Source organism: Streptomyces sp. NPDC029956 (genome assembly GCF_055574655.1).
Genome location: NZ_JBVHZJ010000004.1, coordinates 65,645 through 90,267, shown reverse-complemented (window position 1 = coordinate 90,267; position 24,623 = coordinate 65,645). Strand labels below are relative to the sequence as shown.

The 24,623-nt window shown below is 71.6% G+C and carries 22 protein-coding genes; 11 read left to right on the top strand and 11 right to left on the bottom strand.

What is annotated here, in order from left to right; translation table 11 throughout:
* The first annotated feature begins 324 nt into the window (after positions 1 to 324).
* The 5 genes from pdhA to ACZ4XX_RS04220 all read left to right on the top strand — a co-directional run bounded on the left by pdhA (position 325) and on the right by ACZ4XX_RS04220 (position 6,107).
* Positions 325 to 1,503 carry a pyruvate dehydrogenase (acetyl-transferring) E1 component subunit alpha gene (pdhA, locus tag ACZ4XX_RS04240; RefSeq protein WP_468506454.1) on the top strand — a complete coding sequence of 393 codons (1,179 nt, stop codon included), beginning with the start codon at positions 325 to 327 and terminating at the stop codon, positions 1,501 to 1,503.
* 2 nt (positions 1,504 to 1,505) lie between these two features.
* Complete coding sequence (locus tag ACZ4XX_RS04235) at positions 1,506 to 2,486, top strand: alpha-ketoacid dehydrogenase subunit beta (RefSeq protein WP_189833063.1); 981 nt, start codon at positions 1,506 to 1,508, stop codon at positions 2,484 to 2,486.
* Between the two features lie 31 nt (positions 2,487 to 2,517).
* Complete coding sequence (locus tag ACZ4XX_RS04230) at positions 2,518 to 3,948, top strand: dihydrolipoamide acetyltransferase family protein (protein WP_468506596.1); 1,431 nt, start codon at positions 2,518 to 2,520, stop codon at positions 3,946 to 3,948.
* Between the two features lie 204 nt (positions 3,949 to 4,152).
* Positions 4,153 to 4,794, top strand: a complete 642-nt coding sequence (locus ACZ4XX_RS04225) for a GntR family transcriptional regulator (protein WP_468506453.1) — start codon at positions 4,153 to 4,155, stop codon at positions 4,792 to 4,794.
* Positions 4,791 to 6,107 carry an MFS transporter gene (locus ACZ4XX_RS04220; protein WP_468506452.1) on the top strand — a complete coding sequence of 439 codons (1,317 nt, stop codon included), beginning with the start codon at positions 4,791 to 4,793 and terminating at the stop codon, positions 6,105 to 6,107. Before ACZ4XX_RS04225 ends, ACZ4XX_RS04220 begins: the two co-directional genes overlap by 4 nt.
* 36 nt (positions 6,108 to 6,143) lie before the next feature.
* Here the strand turns inward: ACZ4XX_RS04220 and ACZ4XX_RS04215 are convergent, their stop codons facing one another.
* Positions 6,144 to 6,971: a maleylpyruvate isomerase family mycothiol-dependent enzyme gene (locus tag ACZ4XX_RS04215; protein ID WP_468506451.1), complete on the bottom strand. Its 828-nt coding sequence runs from the start codon at positions 6,969 to 6,971 to the stop codon at positions 6,144 to 6,146.
* Between the two features lie 155 nt (positions 6,972 to 7,126).
* Here ACZ4XX_RS04215 and ACZ4XX_RS04210 point away from each other — a divergent pair, with 155 nt between their 5' ends.
* Positions 7,127 to 7,924: a carbon-nitrogen family hydrolase gene (locus ACZ4XX_RS04210; protein ID WP_468506450.1), complete on the top strand. Its 798-nt coding sequence runs from the start codon at positions 7,127 to 7,129 to the stop codon at positions 7,922 to 7,924.
* 220 nt (positions 7,925 to 8,144) lie between these two features.
* Here ACZ4XX_RS04210 and ACZ4XX_RS04205 read toward each other — a convergent pair whose 3' ends face one another.
* The 5 genes from ACZ4XX_RS04205 to ACZ4XX_RS04185 form a co-directional block, all read right to left on the bottom strand.
* Entirely contained in the window at positions 8,145 to 8,996 is an 852-nt protein-coding gene (locus ACZ4XX_RS04205) for a histidine kinase (RefSeq protein WP_468506449.1), read from the bottom strand.
* Between the two features lie 88 nt (positions 8,997 to 9,084).
* On the bottom strand, positions 9,085 to 9,693 hold the full coding sequence (locus tag ACZ4XX_RS04200; RefSeq protein ID WP_468506448.1) for a hypothetical protein: 609 nt from the start codon (positions 9,691 to 9,693) through the stop codon (positions 9,085 to 9,087).
* Positions 9,694 to 9,742: 49 nt separating this feature from the next.
* Entirely contained in the window at positions 9,743 to 11,200 is a 1,458-nt protein-coding gene (locus ACZ4XX_RS04195; RefSeq protein ID WP_468506447.1) for a hypothetical protein, read from the bottom strand.
* Positions 11,201 to 11,214: 14 nt separating this feature from the next.
* Positions 11,215 to 11,619, bottom strand: coding sequence for a hypothetical protein (locus tag ACZ4XX_RS04190; RefSeq protein WP_468506446.1), 405 nt, complete (start codon positions 11,617 to 11,619; stop codon positions 11,215 to 11,217).
* A 140-nt stretch (positions 11,620 to 11,759) separates the two neighbouring features.
* Positions 11,760 to 13,394 carry an aminotransferase-like domain-containing protein gene (locus ACZ4XX_RS04185; protein ID WP_468506445.1) on the bottom strand — a complete coding sequence of 545 codons (1,635 nt, stop codon included), beginning with the start codon at positions 13,392 to 13,394 and terminating at the stop codon, positions 11,760 to 11,762.
* 63 nt (positions 13,395 to 13,457) lie between these two features.
* Between ACZ4XX_RS04185 and ACZ4XX_RS04180 the strand changes: the two genes are divergently transcribed.
* On the top strand, positions 13,458 to 14,792 hold the full coding sequence (locus ACZ4XX_RS04180) for a trans-sulfuration enzyme family protein (RefSeq protein WP_468506444.1): 1,335 nt from the start codon (positions 13,458 to 13,460) through the stop codon (positions 14,790 to 14,792).
* A gap of 79 nt (positions 14,793 to 14,871) precedes the next feature.
* Here the strand turns inward: ACZ4XX_RS04180 and ACZ4XX_RS04175 are convergent, their stop codons facing one another.
* Both ACZ4XX_RS04175 and ACZ4XX_RS04170 read right to left on the bottom strand, forming a co-directional pair.
* Positions 14,872 to 15,363, bottom strand: coding sequence for an LURP-one-related/scramblase family protein (locus ACZ4XX_RS04175; RefSeq protein WP_468506443.1), 492 nt, complete (start codon positions 15,361 to 15,363; stop codon positions 14,872 to 14,874).
* A gap of 171 nt (positions 15,364 to 15,534) precedes the next feature.
* Positions 15,535 to 16,191 (bottom strand): hypothetical protein, encoded by a 657-nt coding sequence (locus tag ACZ4XX_RS04170; RefSeq protein ID WP_468506442.1) that lies wholly within the window; start codon positions 16,189 to 16,191, stop codon positions 15,535 to 15,537.
* Between the two features lie 131 nt (positions 16,192 to 16,322).
* Between ACZ4XX_RS04170 and ACZ4XX_RS04165 the strand changes: the two genes are divergently transcribed.
* Entirely contained in the window at positions 16,323 to 18,131 is a 1,809-nt protein-coding gene (locus ACZ4XX_RS04165) for a thioredoxin-like domain-containing protein (RefSeq protein WP_468506441.1), read from the top strand.
* Between the two features lie 7 nt (positions 18,132 to 18,138).
* On the opposite strand, the gene ACZ4XX_RS04160 is transcribed toward ACZ4XX_RS04165, so the two are convergent.
* Entirely contained in the window at positions 18,139 to 18,483 is a 345-nt protein-coding gene (locus tag ACZ4XX_RS04160; protein WP_468506440.1) for a hypothetical protein, read from the bottom strand.
* 76 nt (positions 18,484 to 18,559) lie between these two features.
* A complete protein-coding gene (locus ACZ4XX_RS04155; RefSeq protein WP_468506439.1) occupies positions 18,560 to 19,867 on the bottom strand; it encodes a M18 family aminopeptidase in 1,308 nt (435 codons plus the stop codon).
* Between the two features lie 89 nt (positions 19,868 to 19,956).
* Here ACZ4XX_RS04155 and ACZ4XX_RS04150 point away from each other — a divergent pair, with 89 nt between their 5' ends.
* Entirely contained in the window at positions 19,957 to 20,580 is a 624-nt protein-coding gene (locus tag ACZ4XX_RS04150; RefSeq protein ID WP_468506438.1) for a YciI family protein, read from the top strand.
* 122 nt (positions 20,581 to 20,702) lie between these two features.
* On the opposite strand, the gene ACZ4XX_RS04145 is transcribed toward ACZ4XX_RS04150, so the two are convergent.
* The gene (locus ACZ4XX_RS04145) at positions 20,703 to 22,541 is read right to left on the bottom strand and encodes an acyl-CoA dehydrogenase (RefSeq protein WP_468506437.1); all 1,839 of its coding nucleotides are present in this window, start codon (positions 22,539 to 22,541) and stop codon (positions 20,703 to 20,705) included.
* Positions 22,542 to 22,948: 407 nt separating this feature from the next.
* Here ACZ4XX_RS04145 and ACZ4XX_RS04140 point away from each other — a divergent pair, with 407 nt between their 5' ends.
* On the top strand, positions 22,949 to 23,452 hold the full coding sequence (locus tag ACZ4XX_RS04140; RefSeq protein ID WP_468506436.1) for an SseB family protein: 504 nt from the start codon (positions 22,949 to 22,951) through the stop codon (positions 23,450 to 23,452).
* 138 nt (positions 23,453 to 23,590) lie between these two features.
* Entirely contained in the window at positions 23,591 to 24,553 is a 963-nt protein-coding gene (locus ACZ4XX_RS04135) for a pirin family protein (RefSeq protein WP_468506435.1), read from the top strand.
* Positions 24,554 to 24,623: the final 70 nt, after the last annotated feature.

Below are 24,623 nucleotides of genomic sequence, written 5' to 3'. Positions count from 1 at the left end.
ATATTGGCCCTTCCCGCGCCCGGGGTGCGCGGGATAACGTGCCGGATGTTCCGACGACGGCGTCGGGCCGTTGTCCATGCGCTGACCAGCAGCGAGTCCCCCTTTTCTCGATTTACTTGGAAATCCAAGCAAAATCGCAGGTCAAGTGGGGTTTCGCGGGAATGCCGCACTATGGGTAACGTGCCTATGACGGCGCTCGCCGGGGCACCTGTCACGCCCGACTCCGGCCGCGTCGCACCCACCCCGTGCGAAGGGTACGGATAAGGCGGAGCCGCACTGGCTTACCGGCGAACCCGGAGGCCGGACCGACGGAGGAGCACGCACGTGACCGTGGAGAGCACTGCCGCGCGCAAGACGACGCGACGCAGCAGCGGCGCCAAGCGCACCACCAGCGCCGCAAGCGCGAAGAAGGCACCGGCAGCACAGGGCTCCGAGCCCGAGCTCGTCCAGCTGCTGACGCCCGAGGGAGAGCGCGTCCAGCACCCCGATTACGACATCGACCTGAGCGCCGAGGAGCTGCGCGGTCTCTACCGCGACATGGTCCTCAGCCGTCGCTTCGATGCCGAGGCCACCGCGCTCCAGCGCCAGGGCGAGCTGGGCCTGTGGGCCTCGCTGCTCGGCCAGGAGGCCGCCCAGATCGGCTCCGGCCGTGCCCTGCGGGACGACGACTACGTCTTCCCCACCTACCGTGAGCACGCCGTCGCGTGGTGCCGCGGGGTCGACCCCACCAACCTTCTCGGCATGTTCCGCGGTGTGAACAACGGCGGCTGGGACCCGAGCACCAACAATTTCCACCTGTACACGATCGTTCTCGGCGCGCAGACCCTGCACGCCACCGGCTACGCCATGGGCATCGCCAAGGACGGCGCGGATTCCGCCGTGATCGCGTACTTCGGTGACGGCGCCTCCAGCCAGGGTGACGTGAACGAGTCGTTCGTCTTCTCCGCGGTGTACAACGCCCCGGTCGTGTTCTTCTGTCAGAACAACCAGTGGGCCATTTCCGAGCCCATCGAGAAGCAGACCCGCGTCCCGCTCTACCAGCGCGCCCGCGGCTTCGGCTTCCCCGGCGTCCGCGTCGACGGCAACGACGTCCTCGCGTGCCTGGCCGTGACCCGGTCGGCGCTGGAGCGCGCCCGCCGCGGCGAGGGCCCGACGCTCATCGAGGCGTACACCTACCGCATGGCCGCCCACACCACCTCCGACGACCCGACCCGCTACCGCCGGGACGCGGAGCGCGAGGAGTGGGAGGCCAAGGACCCGATCCAGCGCCTCAAGACGTACATGGAGAACGAGGGTCACGCCGACGCGGCCTTCTTCGAGGAGCTGGAGACGGAGAGCGAGACGCTCGGCAAGCACGTCCGCGAGGTCGTCCGCGCCATGCCCGTCCCGGAGCACATGGCGATCTTCGACAACGTGTACGCGGACGGGCACGCGCTCGTCGACGAGGAGCGGGCTGAGTTCGCCGCCTACCAGGCGTCCTTCGAGGGCGGAGAGGCCGAGTAATCATGGCTGTTCAGAAGCTTCCCCTCGCGAAGGCGCTCAACGAGTCGCTGCGCAAGGCCCTGGAGACCGACCCCAAGGTCCTGATCATGGGCCTGGACGTCGGCAAGCTCGGCGGTGTCTTCCGGATCACCGACGGGCTGCAGAAGGACTTCGGCGAGGAGCGGGTCATCGACACCCCGCTTGCCGAGTCCGGCATCGTCGGCACCGCGATCGGTCTCGCCCTGCGCGGCTACCGCCCGGTCGTGGAGATCCAGTTCGACGGCTTCGTCTTCCCGGCGTACGACCAGATCGTGTCCCAGCTGGCGAAGATGCGGGCCCGTTCGCTCGGCACGGTGAAGATGCCGATCGTCATCCGCATCCCGTACGGCGGTGGCATCGGCGCCGTCGAGCACCACTCCGAGTCCCCCGAGACGCTCTTCGCGCACGTCGCGGGCCTCAAGGTCGTCACCCCGGCCAACTCCAACGACGCCTACTGGATGCTCCAGCAGGCGATCCAGAGCGACGACCCGGTCATCTTCTTCGAGCCCAAGCGCCGCTACTGGGACAAGAGCGAGGTCGACACCGAGGCCATCCCCGGCGAGCTGCACAAGGCCCGGGTCGCCCGCGAGGGCACGGACCTCACCCTGGCGGCCTACGGCCCGATGGTGAAGACCTGCCTGGAGGTGGCCGCGGCCGCCGCCGAAGAGGGCAAGTCGATCGAGGTCGTGGACGTGCGCTCGATCTCCCCACTCGACTTCGACACCATCCAGGCCTCGGTCGAGAAGACCCGCCGTCTGGTCGTCGTCCACGAGGCGCCGGTGTTCTTCGGCTCCGGCGCGGAGATCGCCGCCCGGATCACCGAGCGCTGCTTCTACCACCTGGAGGCCCCCGTCCTGCGGGTCGGCGGCTACCACGCGCCGTACCCGCCGGCGCGGCTGGAGGAGGAGTACCTGCCGGGTCTCGATCGCGTGCTCGACGCCGTCGACCGCTCGCTGGCGTACTGAGGAGAGCACCGTGACGATCCGCGAATTCAAGATGCCCGATGTGGGCGAGGGCCTCACCGAGGCCGAGATCCTCAAGTGGTACGTCCAGCCCGGTGACACCGTCACCGACGGGCAGGTCGTCTGCGAGGTCGAGACGGCCAAGGCAGCGGTCGAGCTGCCGATCCCCTTCGACGGCACGGTCCACGAGCTGCGTTTCCCCGAGGGGACCACGGTCGACGTCGGCCAGGTCATCATCTCGGTGAACGTCGGCGGCGGGGCCGCGCCCGAGGCGCCGGTGGCCGAGGCCGCTCCGGTCGCCCAGACCGCGGCGCCCGCACCGGTCGCCGAGGAGGAGGCCGAGCCGCAGGGCCGCACGCCGGTCCTCGTCGGCTACGGCGTGGCCGCCAGCTCCACCAAGCGTCGCCCGCGCAAGGCGGCACAGGGCGCGGTCCCGGCCGCTCCCGTCGCTCCGGCGCAGGCCGCTCCGGTCGCCGTGCCGGTCGCCGTTCCCGTCTCCGTACCGGAGCAGCTCAACGGGCACGGTCCGGGCGCCGGGCGCCCGCTGGCCAAGCCGCCGGTCCGGAAGCTCGCGAAGGACCTCGGCGTCGACCTGGCGACGGTCACCCCGACCGGCCCGGACGGCATCATCACCCGTGAGGACGTCCACGCGGCGGCCGCTCCTGCGCCCGCGCCGGTCGTCGAGGCCCCGGCCCCGGCGCCCGTCGCCCAGCCCGTGGCCGCCCCGGCGGCCGTGCAGCCGGCTCCCGTGGTGTCGACCGACGCCCGGGAGACCCGTGTCCCCGTCAAGGGCGTACGGAAGGCCACGGCGGCGGCGATGGTCGGTTCGGCCTTCACCGCCCCGCACGTCACCGAGTTCGTGACCTTCGACATCACGCGCACGATGAAGCTGGTCGAGGAGCTCAAGTCCGGTACGGACATGGCGGGCCTGCGGGTCAACCCGCTGCTCCTCATCGCCAAGGCCGTCCTGGTCGCCGTCCGGCGCAACCCGGAGATCAACGCGGCCTGGGACGAGGCGGCGCAGGAGATCGTCCTCAAGCACTACGTGAACCTGGGCATCGCCGCGGCCACCCCGCGCGGTCTGCTCGTGCCGAACATCAAGGACGCGCACGCGCAGACCCTGCCCGAGCTCTCGGCGTCGCTGAGCGAGCTGATCTCCACCGCGCGGGACGGGAAGACGACCCCGGCGGCGATGCAGGGCGGCACCTTCACCATCACCAACGTCGGCGTCTTCGGCGTCGACACCGGTACCCCCATCCTGAACCCCGGCGAGTCCGCGATCCTCGCGGTCGGTGCGATCAAGCTCCAGCCGTGGGTCCACAAGGGCAAGGTGAAGCCGCGTCAGGTCACCACGCTGGCGCTCTCCTTCGACCACCGACTGGTCGACGGCGAGCTCGGCTCCAAGTTCCTTGCGGACGTCGCCGCGATCCTGGAGCAGCCGAAGCGCCTGATCAGCTGGGCGTGACGGACGGCTTGACCTGTTTCACGTGAAACATCCGGCGGTGGCTTCGGCCGCCGCCGGACGTCTTTCTCCGAGGGTGGACGTGTGGCTCGCCTCGGTCCTCGTCGGCGGCACGGACCACGACGGCCACGGGCTCCGGTAGCCGCCCCTCGTCCAGGATGCGGACCGGGGTCCCTGTTGCACCTCTGTTGTATCTATGCTGTGTCCATGGCATCCGCACCCCCCGCAGCCGACCGTGTCTACATGCACGTCAAGCAGGCCGTACTCGACCGGCGCTACGAGGGAGGCACCCTCCTCACCGAGGGTGAACTCGCCCTCGCCGTAGGGGTGTCGCGGACGCCCGTCCGGGAGGCGCTGCTCAAGCTGGAGATGGAAGGGCTGCTCAAGCTCTACCCGAAGAAGGGCGCCCTCGTCCTCGCCGTCTCCGCGCAGGAGATCGCCGACGTCGTCGAGACGCGGCTGCTCGTCGAGGAGTTCGCCGTCCGCCGGGCCGTGCCCGCGCCCGCCTCGCTCATCGAGCGTCTCGAGGAGCTCCTGGAGGAGCAGAAGCTGCGGGCCGCGGCCGGGGACCTCGCGGAGGTGGCGGTCACCGACCGGTGCTTCCACGCCGAGATCGTGCAGCACGCCGGCAACCAGATCCTCTCCCGCCTCTACGACCAGCTCCGCGACCGCCAGCTGCGCATGGGCGTCGCCGTGATGCAGTCCCAGCCCGACCGCGTCGCCAAGAACATCACCGAGCACGCCGAGATCCTCGACCGGATAAGAGCCGGCGACGCCGAGGGCGCCGCGCACTGCGTCCGCCAGCACCTCAGCTGGGTCAAGGTCCTGGTCCGGGGCGAGGACCGATGAGCAACCGCAACGGCTACGGCTCCGCCGTCACCCTCCCCGGCGATCCGCCCGGCGGCCGCCGGGCCGCCCTCGTCTGGGGCGTCGGTGTCGCCGTCTACTTCGTCGCCGTCATCTTCCGTACGTCCCTCGGTGTCGCCGGACTCGACGCCGCCGACCGCTTCGACGTCAACGCCTCCGCGCTCTCCACCTTCTCCATACTCCAGCTGCTGGTCTACGCGGGCATGCAGATACCTGTCGGCCTCATGGTCGACCGGCTCGGCACCAAGAAGGTCCTCGCCCTCGGTGTCGTCCTCTTCACCCTCGGCCAGCTGGGCTTCGCGCTCTCCCCCTCGTACGGCACCGCGCTCGCCTCCCGGGCGCTGCTCGGCTGTGGCGACGCCATGACCTTCATCAGCGTCCTGCGGCTCGGCAGCCGCTGGTTCCCGGCCCGCAGGGGCCCGCTCATCGGGCAGGTCGCCGCGCTCTTCGGCATGGCCGGCAACCTCGTCTCCACCGTCTTCATCGCTCGCGCCCTGCACGGTCTCGGCTGGACGACCACCTTCGTCGGCAGCTCCCTCGCCGGTGTCGTCGTCCTCGTCCTGATGCTGCTCTTCCTCAGGGACCACCCCGAGGGGTACGAGCCGCAGCCGGCCACGCACGCGGGCGCCGCCTTCGTACGCCGTCAGATCGCCGAGTCGTGGCGGGAACCCGGCACCCGGCTCGGCATGTGGGTGCACTTCACCACCCAGTTCCCCGCGATGGTCTTCCTGCTGCTGTGGGGACTGCCGTACCTGGTGGAGGCCCAGGGCCTGTCCCGGTCGACCGCGGGGACCCTGCTCACCCTGGTCGTCCTGTCGAACATGGTCGTCGGCCTCGCGTACGGGCAGATCATCGCCCGGCACCACACGGCCCGTGCCCCGCTCGCCCTCGGTACGGTCGCCGCCACCGCTCTGCTGTGGGCGAGCACCCTCGCGTACCCCGGCGACCACGCCCCGATGTGGCTGCTCGTCACCCTCTGCCTGGTCCTCGGGGCCTGCGGACCGGCGTCGATGATCGGCTTCGACTTCGCCCGCCCGGCGAACCCGCCGGAGCGTCAGGGCACCGCGTCCGGCATCGTCAACATGGGTGGTTTCGTGGCCTCGATGACGACGCTGCTCGCCGTGGGCGTGCTGCTCGACGCGACCGGCGACAACTACCGGATCGCGTTCTCGTCGGTCTTCGTCCTGGAGGCCCTGGGCGTCGTGCAGATCCTGCGCCTCAAGGCCCGCACCCACCGCAGGGAGCGGGACCGGCTCGTCGCCAGCAGGGTGGAAGCCGTACACGTCCCCGTGTGAGCCGGGCCTCGACCCGACGCCCGGCGACGACAGGACCTAGCGCGGAGTCACCGCGAAGTTGCCGAGGATGGCCTGCGCCAGCGCGTCGTCGCCCTCCGTCTTGACCCGGTCGGCCACATCGGCCGGCCGGACCCGGCCGCAGGCGAGACGCACGAACGTCTCCCAGTCCGTCGCGAGCGTCACCGCGGGGCCCAACGAGGGCGCACCGTCTATCGAACCCCGGCCCTCCGCGTCGACCCGTACCGTCCGCAGGAACTCCACGGGGCCGCTGACGTCGATGACGACGGCCGAAGAGGCGGGCGCCCCCGCGTCCTTGGCGATGACCTTCGGCAGGGCCTCCAGGAGCACGTCACGGGTCACGTGCGCGCCCGCGGAGTCCAGGTTGCCCGGCGCGCCGAGCGCGACCCGCAGGTCCTGCTCGTGCACCCACACGTCGAAGGCGCGCATCCGGTACGCCAGTTCCAGGGACTGCTCGGCGCCGAGGGGGGCGCGGATCAGGTGCTCGGGGGAGCGGTTCTCGTTGCGGAGCTGCCGGGCCCGGCGGATCAGGATGTACTCGAGCTCCGAGGTCATCTCCGGCGCGGTGTGGTGCCGCCGCACATCGACCTGGACCTCCATGTAGCGCGCGAAGTCACTGCGTACGTGGTAGAGATCGCGCGGCAGGGAGTGGATCGGGCGCGGGTCGCCGAGCATCTCGGTCTCCATGCCGATCACATGGGACACGATGTCCCGCACGGACCAGCCTGGGCACGGTGTGGGCCGGTTCCACTCGCCCTCCACGAGCGGCTGCACCAGCTCGGCTATCGCCTCGATGGAGTGGGTCCAGGCGTCGGCGTAGTTCTGGAGGCTGGGATGGACGGTCACGGGACCCCTCGGCGGTTCTTCGGTGCGCGGGCTGAAAACACGACTGGGTGGGAGGCTCGGACGCTAAGTTACGCTGCCCGAAGGCACCCCGGCAGTGCTTTCGTGTGACGATCGTAGGCCGGTGTTGACGGCTCGAATGCCAGGACGGTGGTAGTGTGCGCGCCTCGCTGATCCAGATCGCGGTAGACCCGGACGAACCGGTCGACGCCCGACGCGCCCGCGTGGCCCGTCTCGTACGGGAGGAATCCGGCCGCGCCGACCTCGTCGTCCTGCCCGAGCTGTGGCCCATGGGGGCCTTCGCGTACGAGTCCTTCGCCGCCGAGTCCGAGCCGCTGAACGGCCCCACCCACCGCGATATGGCCGCCGCCGCGCGCGACGCCGGGGTCTGGCTGCACGCCGGATCCTTCGTCGAGGCGGAGGGAGGTGCGCTGTACAACACGTCCCTGGTCCTCTCCCCCGACGGCGAACTCGCCGCCTCCTACCGGAAGATCCACCGCTTCGGCTTCGACAAGGGCGAGGCGGTGATGATGGCCGCCGGTGAGGACCTGGTCACCGTCGACCTGCCGCACCTCACCGTCGGTGTCGGCACCTGCTACGACCTGCGCTTCCCCGAGCTGTTCCGCGGGCTCGTCGACGCGGGCGCCCAGGCCTTCGTCGTCCCGGCCGGCTGGCCGGCCCGCCGCCGCGCCCACTGGAGCCTGCTCGCCCGGGCCCGCGCCGTCGAGAACCAGGCGTACGTCCTCGCCTGCGGTACGGCGGGCACGCACGCGGGCGTGGAGCAGGCCGGTCACTCGATCGTCGTCGACCCCTGGGGCGAGACCGTCGCCGAGGCGGGCCCGGACGAGGAGATCCTCCGGGTGGTCCTGGACCCGGCGAAGGTCACGACGACCCGCGAGCAGTTCCCGGCGCTGAAGGACCGGGTGCTGGGCATCGCGCCGCCGAAGCGGGGCTGACGCCGCCGAAGCGGGGCTGAGGCCCCACCAGGCCCAAGCCAGGCCCAGCCAGGTCCCCACCAGGCCCAAGCCAGGCCCAGCCAGGCCCCGCAGGGGCCCGGAAGCAGCTCCGGAGCAGGAGCCCCGGCCCCGGAGCCAGTGCCCGGAACCGCATGCGGCCCCCGCCGAAGCGGGGGCCCGACGCCTTCTCCCGTACGAGTTCCGCGGCGCAGGCCGGGGCCTAGGCCTGCGCAGGGGCCTCTCGCCGTACGATCTCCGACTCGTCCGGAAGCAGGCCGGTCAGCTCCTGCCAGATCCGCTTCGGGGCGACGCGGCGCAGCCGGAACGGGCTGCCGGCCGTCACCTCGCCCTCCGCCACCGGCTCGGCGGGCAGCTCGCGCAGCCAGTAGCCCTGCGGACCGCAGTCCCAGGCGGCGACCACGCGGGCCGTCACGCCCGCCTCGCCCGCCTGGTGGCTCTGCCAGGCCGCGGTCATCCGCCAGTTGGAGCGCACCTCCACGATCAGCTGTGCGAGCCGCGTGGCGGTGCCCTCCGCCGTCCCGGCCGCCCGCAGCGCCTCGACGACCAGCTGCCGCTCGTCCGCGCCGGGCGTCGACGCGGCCTTCTCCAGGGCCTGGAGGCCCGCCTCGAGGACGCCGACGGTCGTCTCGACGACCTGCTCCTCGGCCTTGTCGGCGCCCGCCGCGTCGGACTGGCGCAGGGCGATCAGGTCGGCCAGCGTCCACACCACGGTCCGCGGCTCGACGAGCCGGTAGACCGCCTCCTCCTCGCCCGGCCAGGTCTCGTGGCAGACGACGTGGTCGTCGCCGATGAGCAGCCCGTGGTGCAGGGTGCCCTGCCGGCCGGCCGCCTCCAGGGAGAGGATCACGGAGGGGTTGACGAGGGTCTGCATCAGGGGCAGCAGGAGCGTGGACAGCTCCCCGGCCGCGCTCATGAGCCCGGCGTCCCGGAGCCGCGCCTCGGCGGGCGCCATGGACTCCGGGACCGGCTGACCGGTCGCCAGCTGGGCGAGGACGAAGACCTCGTCGTCGGCCAGCCGGAAACGGGATCGGGTCACGTCGAAGGAAGGCATGTGTCGCTCACTCGGGTAGGGCGGGTAGGGCGGGTAGAGCGGGTAGGGCTGGTGCGGCGGGCACCACGGACGGGGTCCGGGCGGGGACTCAGTACGTCGCCTCGGTCCAGAAGTGGGTCACGCGGGAGATGCCCGCCTTCACCGCGCCGATCCGGGTCAGGGCCGACCGGTCGACGCCCGCGAAGATCAGGCCGAGGGCCAGGTCCCCGCCCTCGGCGCGCCCCTCGACCCGCACGGAGAGCCGGCGGTTCTTGCCGCGCCCGGACTCGCGCACGGTGATCCTGACCCCGGGGTCCTCGTCGTCGGGCTCGCGGGTCAGGACGTAGGCGTTCTTGTCGAGGGCCGCGAGCCGGTACCGGTCGCCCGCGTACTTCATCGTCAGGGCGCGCTGGTCGAGCGTGGCGCCGAAGCGGTTCCGCGAGACGTACACCATCCGGTCGCCGACCCGCAGCGTGGACCTGTTCAGGGTCGGCAGCTTGAGCCCCTCGGCATGCATCCCGCGGGCCTCGAAGGAGGCCACCGGGAGCAGCCCGCCGCGCACCTCCGAGACGAGCGTCTCGGGGTTGGTGCGGGGGAGGGGCGCCGTCAGCGTGATCTCGCCGAACTCCGGCGAGACCCCCTTCCAGCCCGCGCTGTAGTTGTGCCGGTTCCCCTCCTTCCACGCGTGGAGTTCGAACGGGCTGACCTGGGTGTGCATGAACGGGTTCCTCTTCGGTCTCAGGGATCTCGGAGCCTCGCGGCCGGGGTCAGTCGAAGGGGTTCAGGGCGCTGCCCAGCTTCTTCGCTCCGCTCGCGATCCCGGAGCCCACGTCGGACGCCTTGTCGCCGATCCAGTCCCCGGCCTGCTCGATACCCTTCCCGATGGCCTCGTGGTTGTCCCAGATCAGGGCGGCTCCGTAGGCCACGCCGGTGCCGACGGCGAGGCCGAGCGTGACCGGGGTCGGGGCCACGGTCAGCATCGTCATCGAGGCGCTGAAGGCCGTGCCGGTCAGGTCCGAGGCGAACTTCGCCGGGTCGGCCTTGATCATGTCCGAGTTGTACGTGGTGAGGTTGGCGATGCCGTACGCGGTGGCCGCGACGCCGCCGACGACACCGACGCCGCGCAGCACACCGGCCGCCTTGGCGGCGTTGGCGAGACCGCCGTTCTGCGCGACCTTCAGGAGGTTGGCCTCGGCGGCGGTCGGCATGAAGAAGGCGTTGTTGCGCATGAACCCGCCGAGCATGGCGGCCTCGTCCGAGCCGGTCAGCGCGGTCGCGAGACCCGGCGGGATCTTGCTGAGCAGGCTGCCGGGAGCCGCGCCCGCGAGCCGCATGTTGAAGTGCTTGGACAGGAAGGTGCCGGGCGCGGTCGGGTGGACGAACGGCGGCCGGATCGCCTTGGACAGCTTGTACGAGTACAGGCCGGCCGCGGTCAGGGCGCCCGCGAACGCGCCCGCCGTGACGGTGCCCTTGGTGAACCCCGCGACCAGGTCGGCCAGTTTCTCGTTGCCGGTGAGCTTGGCGATGCCGTCGCGCTGGAGCCGCGCGACGTAGTCGTCGAGCGTCTCGTTGTCCTTCATCTTCAGCCAGGCCAGGTTCATCCGGTCGTCCTTGGCCTTGTCGTCGGCCGCGGCGACCTTCCCGGCGTCACCGTTGAACCCGGTGCCGGCGGTGGCGTCGTTCTTGTTGCCGGAGCCGTCCTTGACCACGGCCTCCAGGTCCTTCTTCAGGTCCTGGTCGGCGACGTCGAACGCCTTCACGCAGCCGTCGAGGTGCTCGGTCCAGGCCGTCTCGGCCTCCCGCACGCTCTTGGCGCCGTCCGGGTCGTGGTGCAGCGCGCTGCGCTCGCTCGGCGAGAGCCGCTCGTAGTCGTAGGCCACCCTGCCCTGCTCGGACACCTTCATCCCGGCCTTGACGGCGTCGGCGCGGGCGTTCTCCAGCTGCTTCTTCAGCTCGGTGAACTGCTCGTGGGCGTTGCGCAGCACCGTCGCGGTGGCCTTCGCCTGGGTCTGGGCCGCCTGGTACTCGTAGCGGGTGGCCGCGAAGTTGGTCTGCGCGGCGGTCGCGCTCTCACCCAGCCAGTCCTGGGAGGTCGTCAGCGATTCGACGCTGTCGCGGTAGCGCTCCTCCACCTTGTGCAGGTCGCCCGCCATCTCCGTCCACTTGTCGGCGGTGGTGGCGAGCTTGCCCAGGTCGGTGGTCATGATCTCGGAGTACGTCAACATGTACGTCCGCCCCCTCAGTACTGCTCGATGCGCGAGGTCGGCCCGACCCCGGCGATACGGGACCGGGTGTCGAGCTCCTGCCGGCTGAACGTGACCGCGGTGCCGCGCAGGGCGGTCTTCTCGGAGCCGAGCCGCGCGAGGAGGGTCTTCACCTGGCTGTCCCAGGTGGTCTCGACCGTCTTCAGGCCCGCCGCGGTCGCCCAGCCCTCGAAGCCGCCGACGGCGGCGGTCGTGGCGGCGTCGGCCACCTTGGCCGCCTTGGCCGTGTCCGGTTCCAGCTCGTTCTCGATGGTGTTTGCCGCGGCCTTCTTCTTTGCTGGTGCGGTAGCGAGACTGGGCGGCCCACCGGACGTGCCTCCGCCACCGCCGCCGCCGTCGAGCTGGTTCAACCGCGTTCCGACGGGGGCTTGTTCGGTCACGCCGGTCCGTATGCCGGCCCAGTCCTCGTCAAAACCCATGCCGCTGCGCCCCCATGGAAAAGAATGATCATTACTTTGCAGGTGCACCGTATGTTTCCGTGGTGCGGCTCTGGATGCAAGGCTGGATCGCTCCTGCCTGGTCAGAGTGTGATGCCCTGAAGCGACGCGCCCGGTTTTGCACACGTTTCCACGCCTGGTCCGGCGCCCGGTTCCGCGCCCGGGTCGGCGTCCGCTCCCGCGCTCGGGTCGGTGTCCGGGTCGTCGTCCGCTCCCGCGCCCGGGTCGGCGTCCGCTCCGGCGTCCGGGTCGGTGTCCGGGTGCTCATCGGGCTTCGCTCTCGACGCCGGCGCGTACTCCGCCCAGGCCGCCGCCAGTCTCCGTACCGCCTCCGTGAGCACGTCCGACGGCAGCAGGAAGTGCAGCCGCAGATGCCGGACGCTGCCGCCGAGGGCGTCGGTGGTCGCACCCGGCAGGACGGCCACCCCGTGCCGCAGCGCCACCTGCGCGAAGGAGACGCCGTCGCCGTGCGGGAGCCGCACCCAGAGGGTCTGGCCGCCGGACGCCGGTGCGCAGGACCAGGACGGAAGCAGCCGGGCGAGCTCGCCGCGCAGATGGGCGTGACCCGCGCGAAGGGTGCGCAGCCGGGCGGCCCGTACGGACGCGAAGTCGGCGAGGAGCCGCGCCGCGACCAGCTGGGACGGCACGTCGCAGCCGAGGTCGTGCAGGGCCTTCAGCCGGGCGAGACGGGCGATCAGCGACGCCGGGCCGCGCACCCAGCCGATCCGCAGCCCGCCCCACACGACCTTGCTGAGCGAACCGACCGCGATCACCTCGCCGTACCCGGAGAGCGGCAGCGGCTCCCGCGCCGTACCGAACGCCAGGTCGCCCAGCACCTCGTCGTCCACCAGCGGCACCCCCAACGCGTTCGCCGCCTCCACGAGCCGGCGCCCGGCGAGCGGCGGGAGCACCGTGCCCGTGGGGTTCTGGAAGCGGGCCACCACATAGGCCAGGGCGGGCCGGTGGCGTTCCATCACCCGGACCGCCTCCGCCACGTCGATCCCGTCCGGCCCGACCGCCACCGGCAGCGGAACGGCCGCTGCCTCCCGGAACAGGTCGAGCGCCCCCGGATACGTGGGCGCCTCCACCAGCACCCCGTCCCCCGGCGCCAACAGCAGCCGGGCGAGCAGCGAAAGCCCCTGCTGCGCGCCGGTGGTGACCAGGATCTGCCCGGGACCGGTCGGCACGCCGCGCTCCGCGTACCGCGCGGCCACCGCCTCCCGCAGCACGCCGAGACCGGCCGGGTGGTAGCCGAGGTCCCTGCTTGGCAGGACGAGCGAGCGGTACGCCTCCGCCAGGTCGGGCGGCGGCTCCACGGGGGCGGCGCAGCTCAGCAGGACGACGTCGTCCGGCGCCTCCAGGAGGTGCAGGAACAGCGGGTTGGACGTCTCCGTCACGCGGGGCGCGTCCCCCGCCCGGGGCGCCTCCGGTGCGAGCGCGGCCCGCGCGACCCGGGTCCCGCTGCCCTGCCGCCGTACGAGCCGCCCCTCCTGGCGCAGGGTGTCGTACGCCGCGACCACCGTCGTACGGCCCACGGACAGGGCCTTCGCGAGGCGTCGGTCGGGCGGCAGCAGGCTGCCGGGGGGCAGCGCGCCGTCGTCGACGAGGCGGCGCAGCCGGGCCGCGAGCAGCAGGTACAGGGGGCCGCGGCCGGCGGACCAGCGACCGAGCCGTGAGACGAGGTCGTCGGGATCGGGGGAGTGAACGATTGGCTTCATGGCCGAACCAATCTGCCGGTATTGGATCTGGGAAGGCAAACGCCCCGTCCACAGACTGGGTTCATGAGCACCGACTCCACGTCCGTCGCGTCCGACGTCCCCGCCGCGTCCCGTACGGCCTCCTCCGTCGCCTCCCCCGGCCCCGGTCCCGTCTCGTCCCCCGGCTCCGGCCCCGTCGCCTCCCCCGGCTCCTCCCCCACGGCGTCCTCCTCGCCGGCTCCCCGCCCCGAGACCCTCGCCGTCCACCCGCCGCACGTGGAGATCACCGGCAGTCGGCCCCTCGGCGTCCCGCTCCACCAGGGCCACGTCTTCGCCTTCGACTCGGCCGACGCCCTCGCCACCGCCTTCACGTCCGCCGACGCCTTCCTCTACAGCCGCCTCGGCAACCCCACCGTCCGCACCCTCGAGGACGCCGTCGCCCGTCTCGAAGGCGGTACCGCAGGCGTCTCCTTCGCCTCGGGCATGGGCGCGGTGAACGCCGTCCTCCTCGGCCTGCTCGCCAGCGGCGGCCACGTCATCGCCCAGACCTGCCTGTACGGCGGCACGTACGCGGTCCTCACCGACCTCGCCACCCGCTGGGGCGTCGACGTCACGTACGTCTCCGGCACCGACCCGGAGGAGGTGCGGGCGGCGCTGCGCCCCGAGACCCGGCTGCTCTACCTGGAGACCATCGCCAACCCCACCACCCGGGTATCCGACGTGCCCGCGCTCGCCGCCGTCGCCGCCGGGGCCGGGGTTCCGGTCGCCGTCGACAACACCTTCGCCTCGCCGCTCCTCTTCCGGCCGCTCGACCACGGCGCCGACATCGTCATCCACTCCGCGACCAAGTACCTGTCCGGGCACGCCGACGTCCTCGGCGGGATCGCCGTCTTCAAGGACGCCGGACTGTACGGGCGGATCCGTCACCACGCGGTCGAACAGGGCGCGTCCACCGACCCGTTCGCCGCCTGGCTCACCCTGCGCGGCATGCAGACCCTCTCCCTGCGCATGGAGCGCCAGTGCGCGAGCGCCGCCGACCTGGCGGCCCGGCTCGCCGGGCACCCGGCCGTGGCGGCCGTACGCCACCCCGCCCTCGCCGACCACCCGGACCGGGCGGTCGCCGCGCGCCTGCTGCCCGACGGAGGAGGCGGCGTGATCTCGGTGGATCTGGCGGGCGGCCGGGAGGCCGGCCGTACCTTCGTCGAGGCGGTCCGGCTCGCCTCCCTCAGCGTCTCCCTCGGCGATGTGAAGACCCTGGTGATGCACCCGGCCTCCACCTCCCACCACCAGCTCGACGCGGCGGCCCTGGAAGCGGCGGGGATCGGCCCCGGCACGGTCAGGATCTCGGTCGGCATCGAGCACGTCGAGGACCTGTGGGCCGACCTGGGGCAGGCGCTGGACCAGGCACTGGGCAAGTAGCCGGACGAGGCGCCGGAGAAGGCACCGGACGAGGCGCTGGAGCAGGCGCTGGAGAAGGCCGTCCGGGCGGGCCGTCGCGTCAGTCCTCCCGTTCCCGCTCGGCCATCCGGATCACGCACACCGCGACCGCGACGAGCAGCGCGGTGTCCGCGTCCTCGCGGACCACGTTCACCGCGTACGTCTCGCGGACGTGGAACCACTGCCGGGAGATGTGGGCCAGGAGTTCACCCTCGTACTCGACGATGAACTCCCGGTCCAGGATCCGGCCGCTGACGTCGAGTTCCGTGCCCTCGACCAGCGTCACCCGGTAGTGGTTGCGCAGCAGCGAGAGCCGCTTGCGGCGGACGGTCGCGAGCGGCCGCTCGTCGCGCTCGATCGTCATGGCGTCCCGCAGGCTGAACATCTTCTGCCGCAGAGTGATCAGGACCTGCCCGTCGGGGTCCTTCAGCTCCAGGGTGTCGCGCAGGCGCAGGGCCTTGCCGTCGACGAGGAAGGCGTGGCGGCCCTGCTCGTCCTCGATCCAGTAGTCGTCGCCGATCGCGAAGATCTTGTCCCGTACGAGATATTTCACGCCGCTATGCCTGCCCGTACGGCCGGCGCTTCACCCGGATCGTCACCCTGCTGGATCGTCACCCCGGTCGTCACCCCGGTCGTCACCCCGTCCACAGCACGGGGGAGAGCCGCTCCTGCGCCGCCGCCTCCCGGCCGCGCCGCGCGGGTCGAGCGTGCCCGGTGACGGGGGTCAGTCGCCGACCTGGTGTTCCACGCGGTGGCGGATGTACTCGTCCGGATGAGACCGTGCTGTCGCCACCGCCGCGTCCACCAGGTCGTGCAGCTCCGGCGGATGGACAGACTTCCGGAGCGACAGCCCCGGCAGGATGCAGCGTCGGACGTCCACATGCTCGTTTCTCACGAACTCGCGCAGAGCAGCCTCGTTCCACTCGGCGACCACGGCCGAGCGGTCATCGGTCTCCGGCCGGCTGTCGGCTCCGCTGTTCTCCGCCCGCACGACGGGCATCCGCAAGGGCAGGGCTGACCAGTACCAGGCGCGCGCGGCTCCCGCCCGCTCAAGGTCTGTGCCCGTTCGCAGGTACCCGAGCAGCGCGACCTGGACGCGCCCGCGCCCGAACGCGTTCAGCGCGGGCTCAAGGAACACGCGATTGAAGCTCGGGTCGGGGTCGTGGACGGCCGCCCTGATCAACGCGTCGAACGACTCCCCGGAAACCGTCAGGCCCTGCCGGCAGGCCTTGCGCACTGCCGTACGGACCCGTGACACCCAGGCCCCCCGATCGTCGGACTCCGACTCGGGAGCAAGGTCGAGCGAGAGGGCGCGTACGACGTCCGCCAAGCACTCGGCGAATGCCTCCCGCCGCTGCTCCGTACGTACCGGCAACGCCATGAATCCCGCTGCTGCCCCCGCTGCCCCGTCGGCCGCCGTCCCGTTCCCGTCCAAAGCCATCCGCCCCCCTGCCGTAGGCACTGCCGTACGCGTGTGATCCGACCTTCGTACCAGGATGGCAAGCTTGAAGGATGAACGATGCTGCCCAGGCGCCCACCCCCGCGCCCGCACCCCGCAAGCGTGCCCGTGTCCGTGCCCCCGAGCTGATCGGCAAGGGCGGCTGGCTGAACACGGGTGGGGACGATCTGACCCTCGCCGACCTCCGAGGAAAGATCGTTCTGCTCGATTTCTGGACGTTCTGCTGTGTGAACTGCCTGCACGTGCTCGACGAGCTGCGCGATCTGGAGGAGAAGCACCGCGACACGCTCGTCATCGTCGGCGTGCACTCGCCGAAGTTCGTGCACGAGGCCGAGCACCAGGCCGTCGTCGACGCCGTCGAGCGGTACGAGGTGCACCACCCCGTCCTCGACGACCCGGAGCTCGCGACCTGGAAGCAGTACGCCGTGCGCGCGTGGCCGACGCTCGTCGTGATCGACCCCGAGGGGTACGTCGTCGCCCAGCACGCCGGTGAGGGGCACGCCAACGCGATCCGGACGCTCGTCGAGGAGCTGGAGGCCGAGCACGAGGCCAAGGGGACGCTGCGGCGCGGCGACGGGCCGTACGTGGCGCCCGAGCCCGTCGCCACCGACCTGCGCTTCCCCGGCAAGGCGATCCTGCTGCCCTCCGGGAACTTCCTGGTCTCCGACACCACCCGGCACCAGCTCGTCGAACTGGCCGCCGACGGCGAGACCGTCGTACGCCGGATCGGCGAGGGTGTCTTCCGGGAGCCGCAGGGCCTCGCGCAGCTGCCCGACGGCACCGTCGTCGTCGCGGACACCGTGAACCACGCCCTGCGCGTCCTCGACCCGGCGACCGGCGCGATCGAGCGGATCGCGGGCACCGGGAAGCAGTGGTGGCAGGGCTCCCCCACGTCCGGGCCCGCCCTGGACGTCGACCTGTCCTCGCCCTGGGACGTCGCCTGGTGGCAGGGCAAGGTGTGGATCGCCATGGCCGGCGTCCACCAGCTGTGGACGTACGACCCGGTCACGAAGGCCGTCGAGGTCGCGGCCGGCACCACCAACGAGGGGCTCGTCGACGGGCCCGCCGCCGAGGCCTGGTTCGCGCAGCCCTCCGGGCTCGCCGCCACCGAGGACCGGCTGTGGGTCGCCGACTCCGAGACCAGCGCCCTGCGCTGGGTCGACACGGAGGGCGTGGTCCACACCGCCGTCGGCACCGGCCTCTTCGACTTCGGCCACCGCGACGGCGCCGCCGACCAGGCGCTGCTCCAGCACCCGCTGGGTGTGACCGCCCTCCCGGACGGCTCGGTCGCGGTCTCCGACACGTACAACCACGCCCTGCGCCGCTACGACCCGGCGTCCGGCGAGGTGACGACGCTCGCCACGGACCTGCGGGAGGCCAGCGACGCGGTCCTCGTCGACGGCGACATCGTGGTCGTCGAGTCCGCCCGGCACCGGCTGACCCGGCTGCGCCTCCCCGAGGAGGCCGTCCAGGTCGAGGCCGTCGCCCACCGCACCCGGCGCGAGGCCACCGAGGTCGCCCCGGGCCGGCTCCGGCTGGACGTGGTCTTCCAGGCGCCCAACGGACAGAAGCTGGACGAGCGGTACGGCCCCTCGACCCGCCTCCTGGTCTCCTCGACCCCGCCGGAACTGCTCCTCGCGGGCGAGGGCACGGGTACGGACCTCTTCCGTGAGCTCGACCTGAACCCGGAGCTCACCGAGGGCGTCCTGCACGTCTCGGCGATGGCCGCGTCCTGCGACGACGACCCGGCGAACGAGTACCCGGCCTGCCATGTCCACCAGCAGGACTGGGGCGTGCCGGTGAAGGTCGCGGAGTCGGGCGTGGCCCGTCTTCCGCTGATCCTCGCGGGGCTCGACGCCTAGGTTCTGTTCATCGGATCAGTCCCTGGTTCCTGGACGGGCGCCCCGCGGCCCCGTCCAGGCACCCGGCGACCCAGGCCGCCGGGTCGTGGACGGCCCGGTCGCCGCCCATCCCCTGCCGCTCCATGAGCGCGCACTCCCCGGCGAGCAGCGCCTTGGTGCGGGAGCCGTCCACGTCGTACCCGCGGATGCGGGAGGCCTGGACGAAGCCGCCCTCGTAGGCGATGTCCGTCCCCCACGGGGGCCGCTCGTTGTACGTACTGATCAGAAACGCCGTCGCCGCCGTGGCGAGCACGACGGCGACGGCGAGACCTACGGCGAACTTCCCCCGTGAGGGACCCTCATGACGGTGCATGAGGAGGACGCTGTCAGGCGGGGCCTTTCGCGGATGTTTCGCCGAGCCCGGTCCTCCCGAGCCCGGTCCTCCCGGCTCAGCCCTCCAGGAACGCGACCAGGGCGTTGGCCAGGAGGTACGGGTCCTCGGCGCCGCAGAGTTCGCGGGCGCTGTGCATGGAGAGGATCGCCACGCCGATGTCGACCGTCTTGATGCCGTGGCGGGCGGCGGTGATCGGGCCGATCGTCGTGCCGCAGGGCATGTCGTTGTTGGAGACGAACGACTGCCACGGCACGCCCGCCTTCTCGCAGGCGGCGGCGAAGACCGCGCGGCCGCTGCCGTCGGTGGCGTACCGCTGGTTGACGTTCACCTTGAGGATCGGGCCGCCGTTGACGCGCGGGTGGTGCGTCGGGTCGTGGCGCTCCGCGTAGTTCGGGTGGACGGCGTGGCCGGTGTCGGAGGAGAGACAGACGGTGCCGGCGAAGGCCCGGGCGCGGTCCTCGTAGGCGCCGCCGCGCGCGTACACCGAGCGCTCCAGGACGTTGCCGAGGAGCGGGCCCTGGGCACCGGTGTCGGCCTCGGAGCCGTTCTCCTCGTGGTCGAAGGCGGCGAGGACCGGGATGTACGGGAGGTCGTCGCGGCCCGCGAGGGAGGCGAGCGCGGCGACGGCGGCGTGCACGGACAGCAGGTTGTCCATGCGGGGCCCGGCGAGCAGTTCGCGGTCGCGGCCCAGGTAGGCGGGGGCGTCGACGGCGTGCACCATCAGGTCCCAGCCGCTCACGTCCTCGGCGTCGACGCCGGCCTCGGCGGCGACGAAGGAGATCAGGTCGCCCTCGTGGACGTCGCCGATGCCCCAGATCGGCTGCATGTGGCGCTGGCGCTCCAGCTTGAGGCCGTCGTTGACGCCCCGGTCGAGGTGGATCGCGAGCTGCGGGACGCGCAGCAGCGGCCGGTCCACGTTGACCAGGTGGTGGCTGCCGTCGCGGAGGGTGAGCCGTCCGGCGAGGCCGAGGTCGCGGTCGAGCCAGGTGTTGAGGAGGGTGCCGCCGTAGATCTCGACCGCGACCTGTCGCCAGCCGTGCGCGCCCATGTCGGGCTGCGGCTTGACGCGCAGGTTGGGGGAGTCGGTGTGGGCGCCGACGATCCGGTACGGGGTGTGGGCGGAGGCGCCCTCCGGCACGTACCAGGCGATGATCGCGCCGCCGCGGACGACGTACTTCCCGCCGCTCGTCGCGTCCCAGGCCGCGGTCTCCTCGACCCGGCGGAAGCCGGCCTTCTCAAGCCGCTCGGCGGCGCTCGCGACCGCGTGGTACGGCGAGGGCGAGGCCGTCAGGAAGGCCATGAGGTCGTCGGTGTGTCCGCGGTCGAAGGGGCCGGCGGTGGGACGGGAGGCTGCGCTGCTCATGGGTTCCACCTTACGCAGAGCCCGGTATACGAATACGGGGCCCCGCAAACCGCTCGCCCCGGGCCGCTCCGTGAGGAGATCCTTCGGCCATGGAATTCCTCTGTTACCACCGGGACCGGGCCGGGTCCCTGCCGTTGCGCGACGCGTTGCTGGAGGCCCACTGGGCCTATATGGACCGGTACGCCGAGGAGATGATCGCCCGGGGGCCGACCTTCGGCGAGGACGGCGAGACGCCCAGCGGCAGCGTGCACATCCTCGACCTGCCGGATGTCGGCGCGGCCCGGGCGTTCGCCTTCGACGAGCCCAACTACCAGGCCGGCGTCTACCGGGACGTGTTGCTGCGCCGGTGGCGCAACGTCCTCGGGCGCACCATGTGGGACTTTCCCGGCGGTCGGGAGGGCGGTGACCGCTTCCTGGTGATCGGCCTCGGTGCGTCGACTGAGACGGCGACGGTGACTGCGACGGGGCGGGCCGTGGACCTGGAGGTCGCGGACCTGGAAACGGTCGACCTGGAGGCGCCGGCCGACTGGGAGGAACGGGGCGACCTGATCGCCTACGGGCCGCTGCTCTCCGACGACGGCGGGAGCCGGCTGGGCACGGCGGCCCTGGTCCGGGCGTCCGGCCCCGAGGCGGCGCGTGCCGTGCTCCCGAACCCGGACGCGTACGCCGTCGTCGAGGTCCACGACTGGCAGTTCGGCGGCCGTCGCTCGTAGCGCGCGCCCGTACCTCGTCGTGCACGCCCGTCGGTGAGAAACAGGCACGGCCCGCCCCCCTCCCCGGGGACGGGCCGTGCCGGTGTGGACGAGAGGCGCCCGGGGGCGCCTTCGAGGCGTTCTTAGAACGCGGCCTCGTCCAGGTCCATCAGCGAGCCGTCGACGGCCTCGGCGAGGGCGCGCTCGGCGCTCACGCCCGGCAGGACGTTGGCGGCGAAGAACTTCGCGGCCGCGATCTTGCCCTGGTAGAAGGCTGCTTCCTTGGCGGACTTGTCCGCCGCGCCCGCGGCCAGCTTCTCGGCGGCGACGGCCGCACCGCGCAGCAGCAGGTAGCCGACGACGACGTCGCCGGAGGCCAGCAGCAGGCGGGTGGTGTTGAGGCCGACCTTGTAGATGTTCTTGACGTCCTCGCCGGTGGCGGTGAGGTCGGTGATCATCGTGCCGACGATGCTCTCCAGGTCGACGGCGGCCTTGGCCAGCGCGTCGCGGGCGACGGCGAGGTCCTCGCCGCCGGTGCCGACCGCGAGGAACTTCTTGATCTCCTCGGACAGCGCGTTCAGGGACGCGCCCTGGTCGCGGACGATCTTGCGGAAGAAGAAGTCCTGGCCCTGGATGGCCGTGGTGCCCTCGTAGAGGGTGTCGATCTTGGCGTCCCGGATGTACTGCTCGATCGGGTACTCCTGCAGGAAGCCGGAGCCGCCGAAGGTCTGGAGCGACTGCGCGAGCTGCTCGTAGCCCTTCTCGGAGCCGTAGCCCTTGACGATCGGGAGCAGCAGGTCGTTCAGGCCGTGCAGGGCCTTGGAGTCCTCGCCGGCCGCTTCCTTGATCGCGATCTCGTCCTGCACGGAGGCCGTGTAGAGGACGAGGGAGCGCATGCCCTCGGCGTACGCCTTCTGCGTCATGAGCGAGCGGCGGACGTCGGGGTGGTGCGTGATGGTGACCTTGGGCGCGGCCTTGTCCATGAAGTTGGCCAGGTCGGTGCCCTGGACGCGCTCCTTGGCGTACTCCAGGGCGTTGAGGTAGCCCGTGGAGAGGGTGGAGATCGCCTTCGTGCCGACCATCATGCGGGCGAACTCGATGATGAGGAACATCTGGCGGATGCCGTCGTGCTTGTCGCCGATCAGCCAGCCCTTGGCGGGGTGCTGGTCGCCGAAGGTCATCTCGCACGTGTTGGAGGCCTTGAGGCCCATCTTGTGCTCGACGTTGGTGGCGTAGACGCCGTTGCGCTCGCCCAGCTCGCCGGTCTCCCAGTCGAACTCGAACTTCGGGACGAGGAAGAGGGAGAGGCCCTTGGTGCCGGGGCCGGCACCCTCGGGGCGGGCGAGGACGTAGTGGAGGATGTTCTCCTCCATGTCGTGCTCACCGGAGGTGATGAAGCGCTTCACGCCCTCGATGTGCCAGGAGCCGTCCTCCTGCTGGGTGGCCTTGGTGCGGCCGGCGCCGACGTCCGAGCCCGCGTCGGGCTCGGTGAGCACCATGGTGGAGCCCCAGCGCTTCTCGACGGCGATCTGCGCGGCCTTCTTCTGCGCCTCGTTGCCCTCGGTGTAGAGGATGCCGGCGAAGGCCGGGCCGGAGGAGTACATCCAGATGGCCGGGTTCGAGCCGAGGAGCAGCTCCGCGTACGCCCAGATCAGGGAGCGCGGGGAGACGGTGCCGCCGATCTCCTCGGGGATGCCAAGACGCCAGTACTCGGACTCCATGAAGGCGTTGTACGACTTCTTGAAGGTGGCCGGCACGGGGGCGGTGTTGGTCTCGGGGTCGAAGACCGGCGGGTTGCGGTCGGCGTCGGCGAAGGACTCCGCGAGCTCGTTCTCGGCGAGGCGGCGGATCTCGTCGAGGATGCTCTTGGCGGTCTCGACGTCCATCTCCTCGAACGGCCCGGAGCCGTACACCTTGTCGCGGCCGAGGACCTCGAAGAGGTTGAACTCGATGTCGCGGAGATTCGACTTGTAGTGCCCCATGGCGACGGCTCCGTAAAGGCTCGGGGAGGAGGATGTCCTGGTACGCGAGCGGGGCCGTGCTCGTACTACCGGTGAGTAGCCCACGCTTCTCTACGATGATGCTACCCACCGGTAATAAGAGCAACCCCTATCCGGCCATCTGTGACACGAGCCGCAGAAAAAGGGCCCGGGGCATGTGCCAGGGGCCTCCCTCGCGCGGTGCGCGCCGTCTCGGTGCAGGTCCTTCAGGTCCGCTCCCGTCCGTCCCCTCGGGGCGGGGAAGCGGCCGGGGGCGACGGGTCCCGTGTGCCCCGGACGACCCGTCCGACGGCGCGGTCCGCACCGCGTCCCGCGCCGGACGGCGGGGTGGGCCCCGAGTCGCCCCTGTGCAGTGCTGCGACCGGCCCCGGGTCGATAGGCTGGCCCCCATGTACGGCTACGAGCAGAATCCGGGTGCCCAGCAGCAGTACGCCCCGCCGCAGCAGGGCGGGATGCAGGCCGGCATGCAGGGCGGGATGCAGGGAGGCGTGCAGGGCGGGTACGGGCAGCAGCCCCCGCTCTACCCGGAGCCCTCGCCGCCCTCCCTCGCCGACGCGGTCCGCGCGTTCACGACCGGCACGCTCGCACCGGAGGACTTCCAGCAGATCTTCGCGACCTCGAAGGTCTACTGCCCGCGCGGCGACAACCCCGGCTTCCTGGCCCTGCACAACACCCAGCAGCCGGTCATCCCGATGTTCACCTCGCTCAAGGAGCTGCGGCGGTACGCGGGCAAGGAGTCGAAGTACTTCGTGATCACCGGTGCCGAGGTGATCGATCTGCTGCCGACCGGCTACGGCTTCGTCCTCGACATGGAGGGCGATCACCGTATGGTCTTCGACGCGAAGGCCGTGGAGCAGATGGTCGACTTCGCGATGCGCCGGATGTACGGCTGACGCAGGCTTGGCCCAAGACGTGGGAGAGCGCCCGGGAGGAATTCCTCCCGGGCGTTCCGCGTTACGGGTGGCAAGAAGTTCATCGTTCAACTAAAGTGGACGTACACGGTCGGAGAAGGCCGCTCTAGGAGGTCCGTCATGCCTGCAGTGACTGTCGAGAACCCGCTCACCCTGCCGCGCGTGGCCGCCCAGGCCGACGCCAGTCCGCGCCCGGTGCTCGCCGTGACCACGGCTCCCTCGGGCTTCGAGGGCGAGGGCTTCCCGGTCCGCCGCGCCTTCGCGGGAATCAACTACCAGTACCTCGACCCGTTCATCATGATGGACCAGATGGGTGAGGTGGAGTACGCGCCCGGAGAGCCCAAGGGCACGCCCTGGCACCCCCACCGGGGCTTCGAGACCGTCACCTACATCATCGACGGGACCTTCGACCACCAGGACTCCCAGGGCGGCGGCGGCACCATCACCAACGGCGACACCCAGTGGATGACGGCCGGCTCCGGCCTCCTCCACATCGAGGCGCCGCCGGAGTCCCTCGTCGTCAGCGGCGGCCTCTTCCACGGCCTCCAGCTGTGGGTGAACCTGCCCGCGAGCGACAAGATGATGGCCCCCCGCTACCAGGACATCCGCGGCGGCCAGGTGCAGCTGCTCACCTCTCCCGACGGCGGCGCGCTGCTCCGCGTCATCGCGGGCGAGCTCGACGGCCACGACGGACCGGGCATCACCCACACCCCGATCACGATGATCCACGCGACCCTGCGACCGGGCGCCGAGATCACGCTGCCGTGGCGCGAGGACTTCAACGGCCTCGCGTACGTCATGGCGGGCCGCGGCAGCGTGGGCGCGGAGCGGCGCCCGGTCCACACGGGCCAGACCGCCGTCTTCGGAAAGGGCGGCTCGCTGACCGTCCGCGCCGACGAGAAGCAGGACGGGAACACCCCGGACCTGGAGATCGTGCTCCTCGGCGGACAGCCGATCCGTGAGCCGATGGCCCACTACGGCCCGTTCGTCATGAACACCCAGGCCGAACTCCGCCAGGCCTTCGAGGACTTCCAGGCGGGCCGCCTCGGGACGATCCCGGCGGTCCACGGGATGGGCGAGTAGGCAGGAACGGCAGGACCGCGTACGGGGCCGGGCGAAGCGCCCGGCCCCGTACGCGCGCGTGGACGTCGCT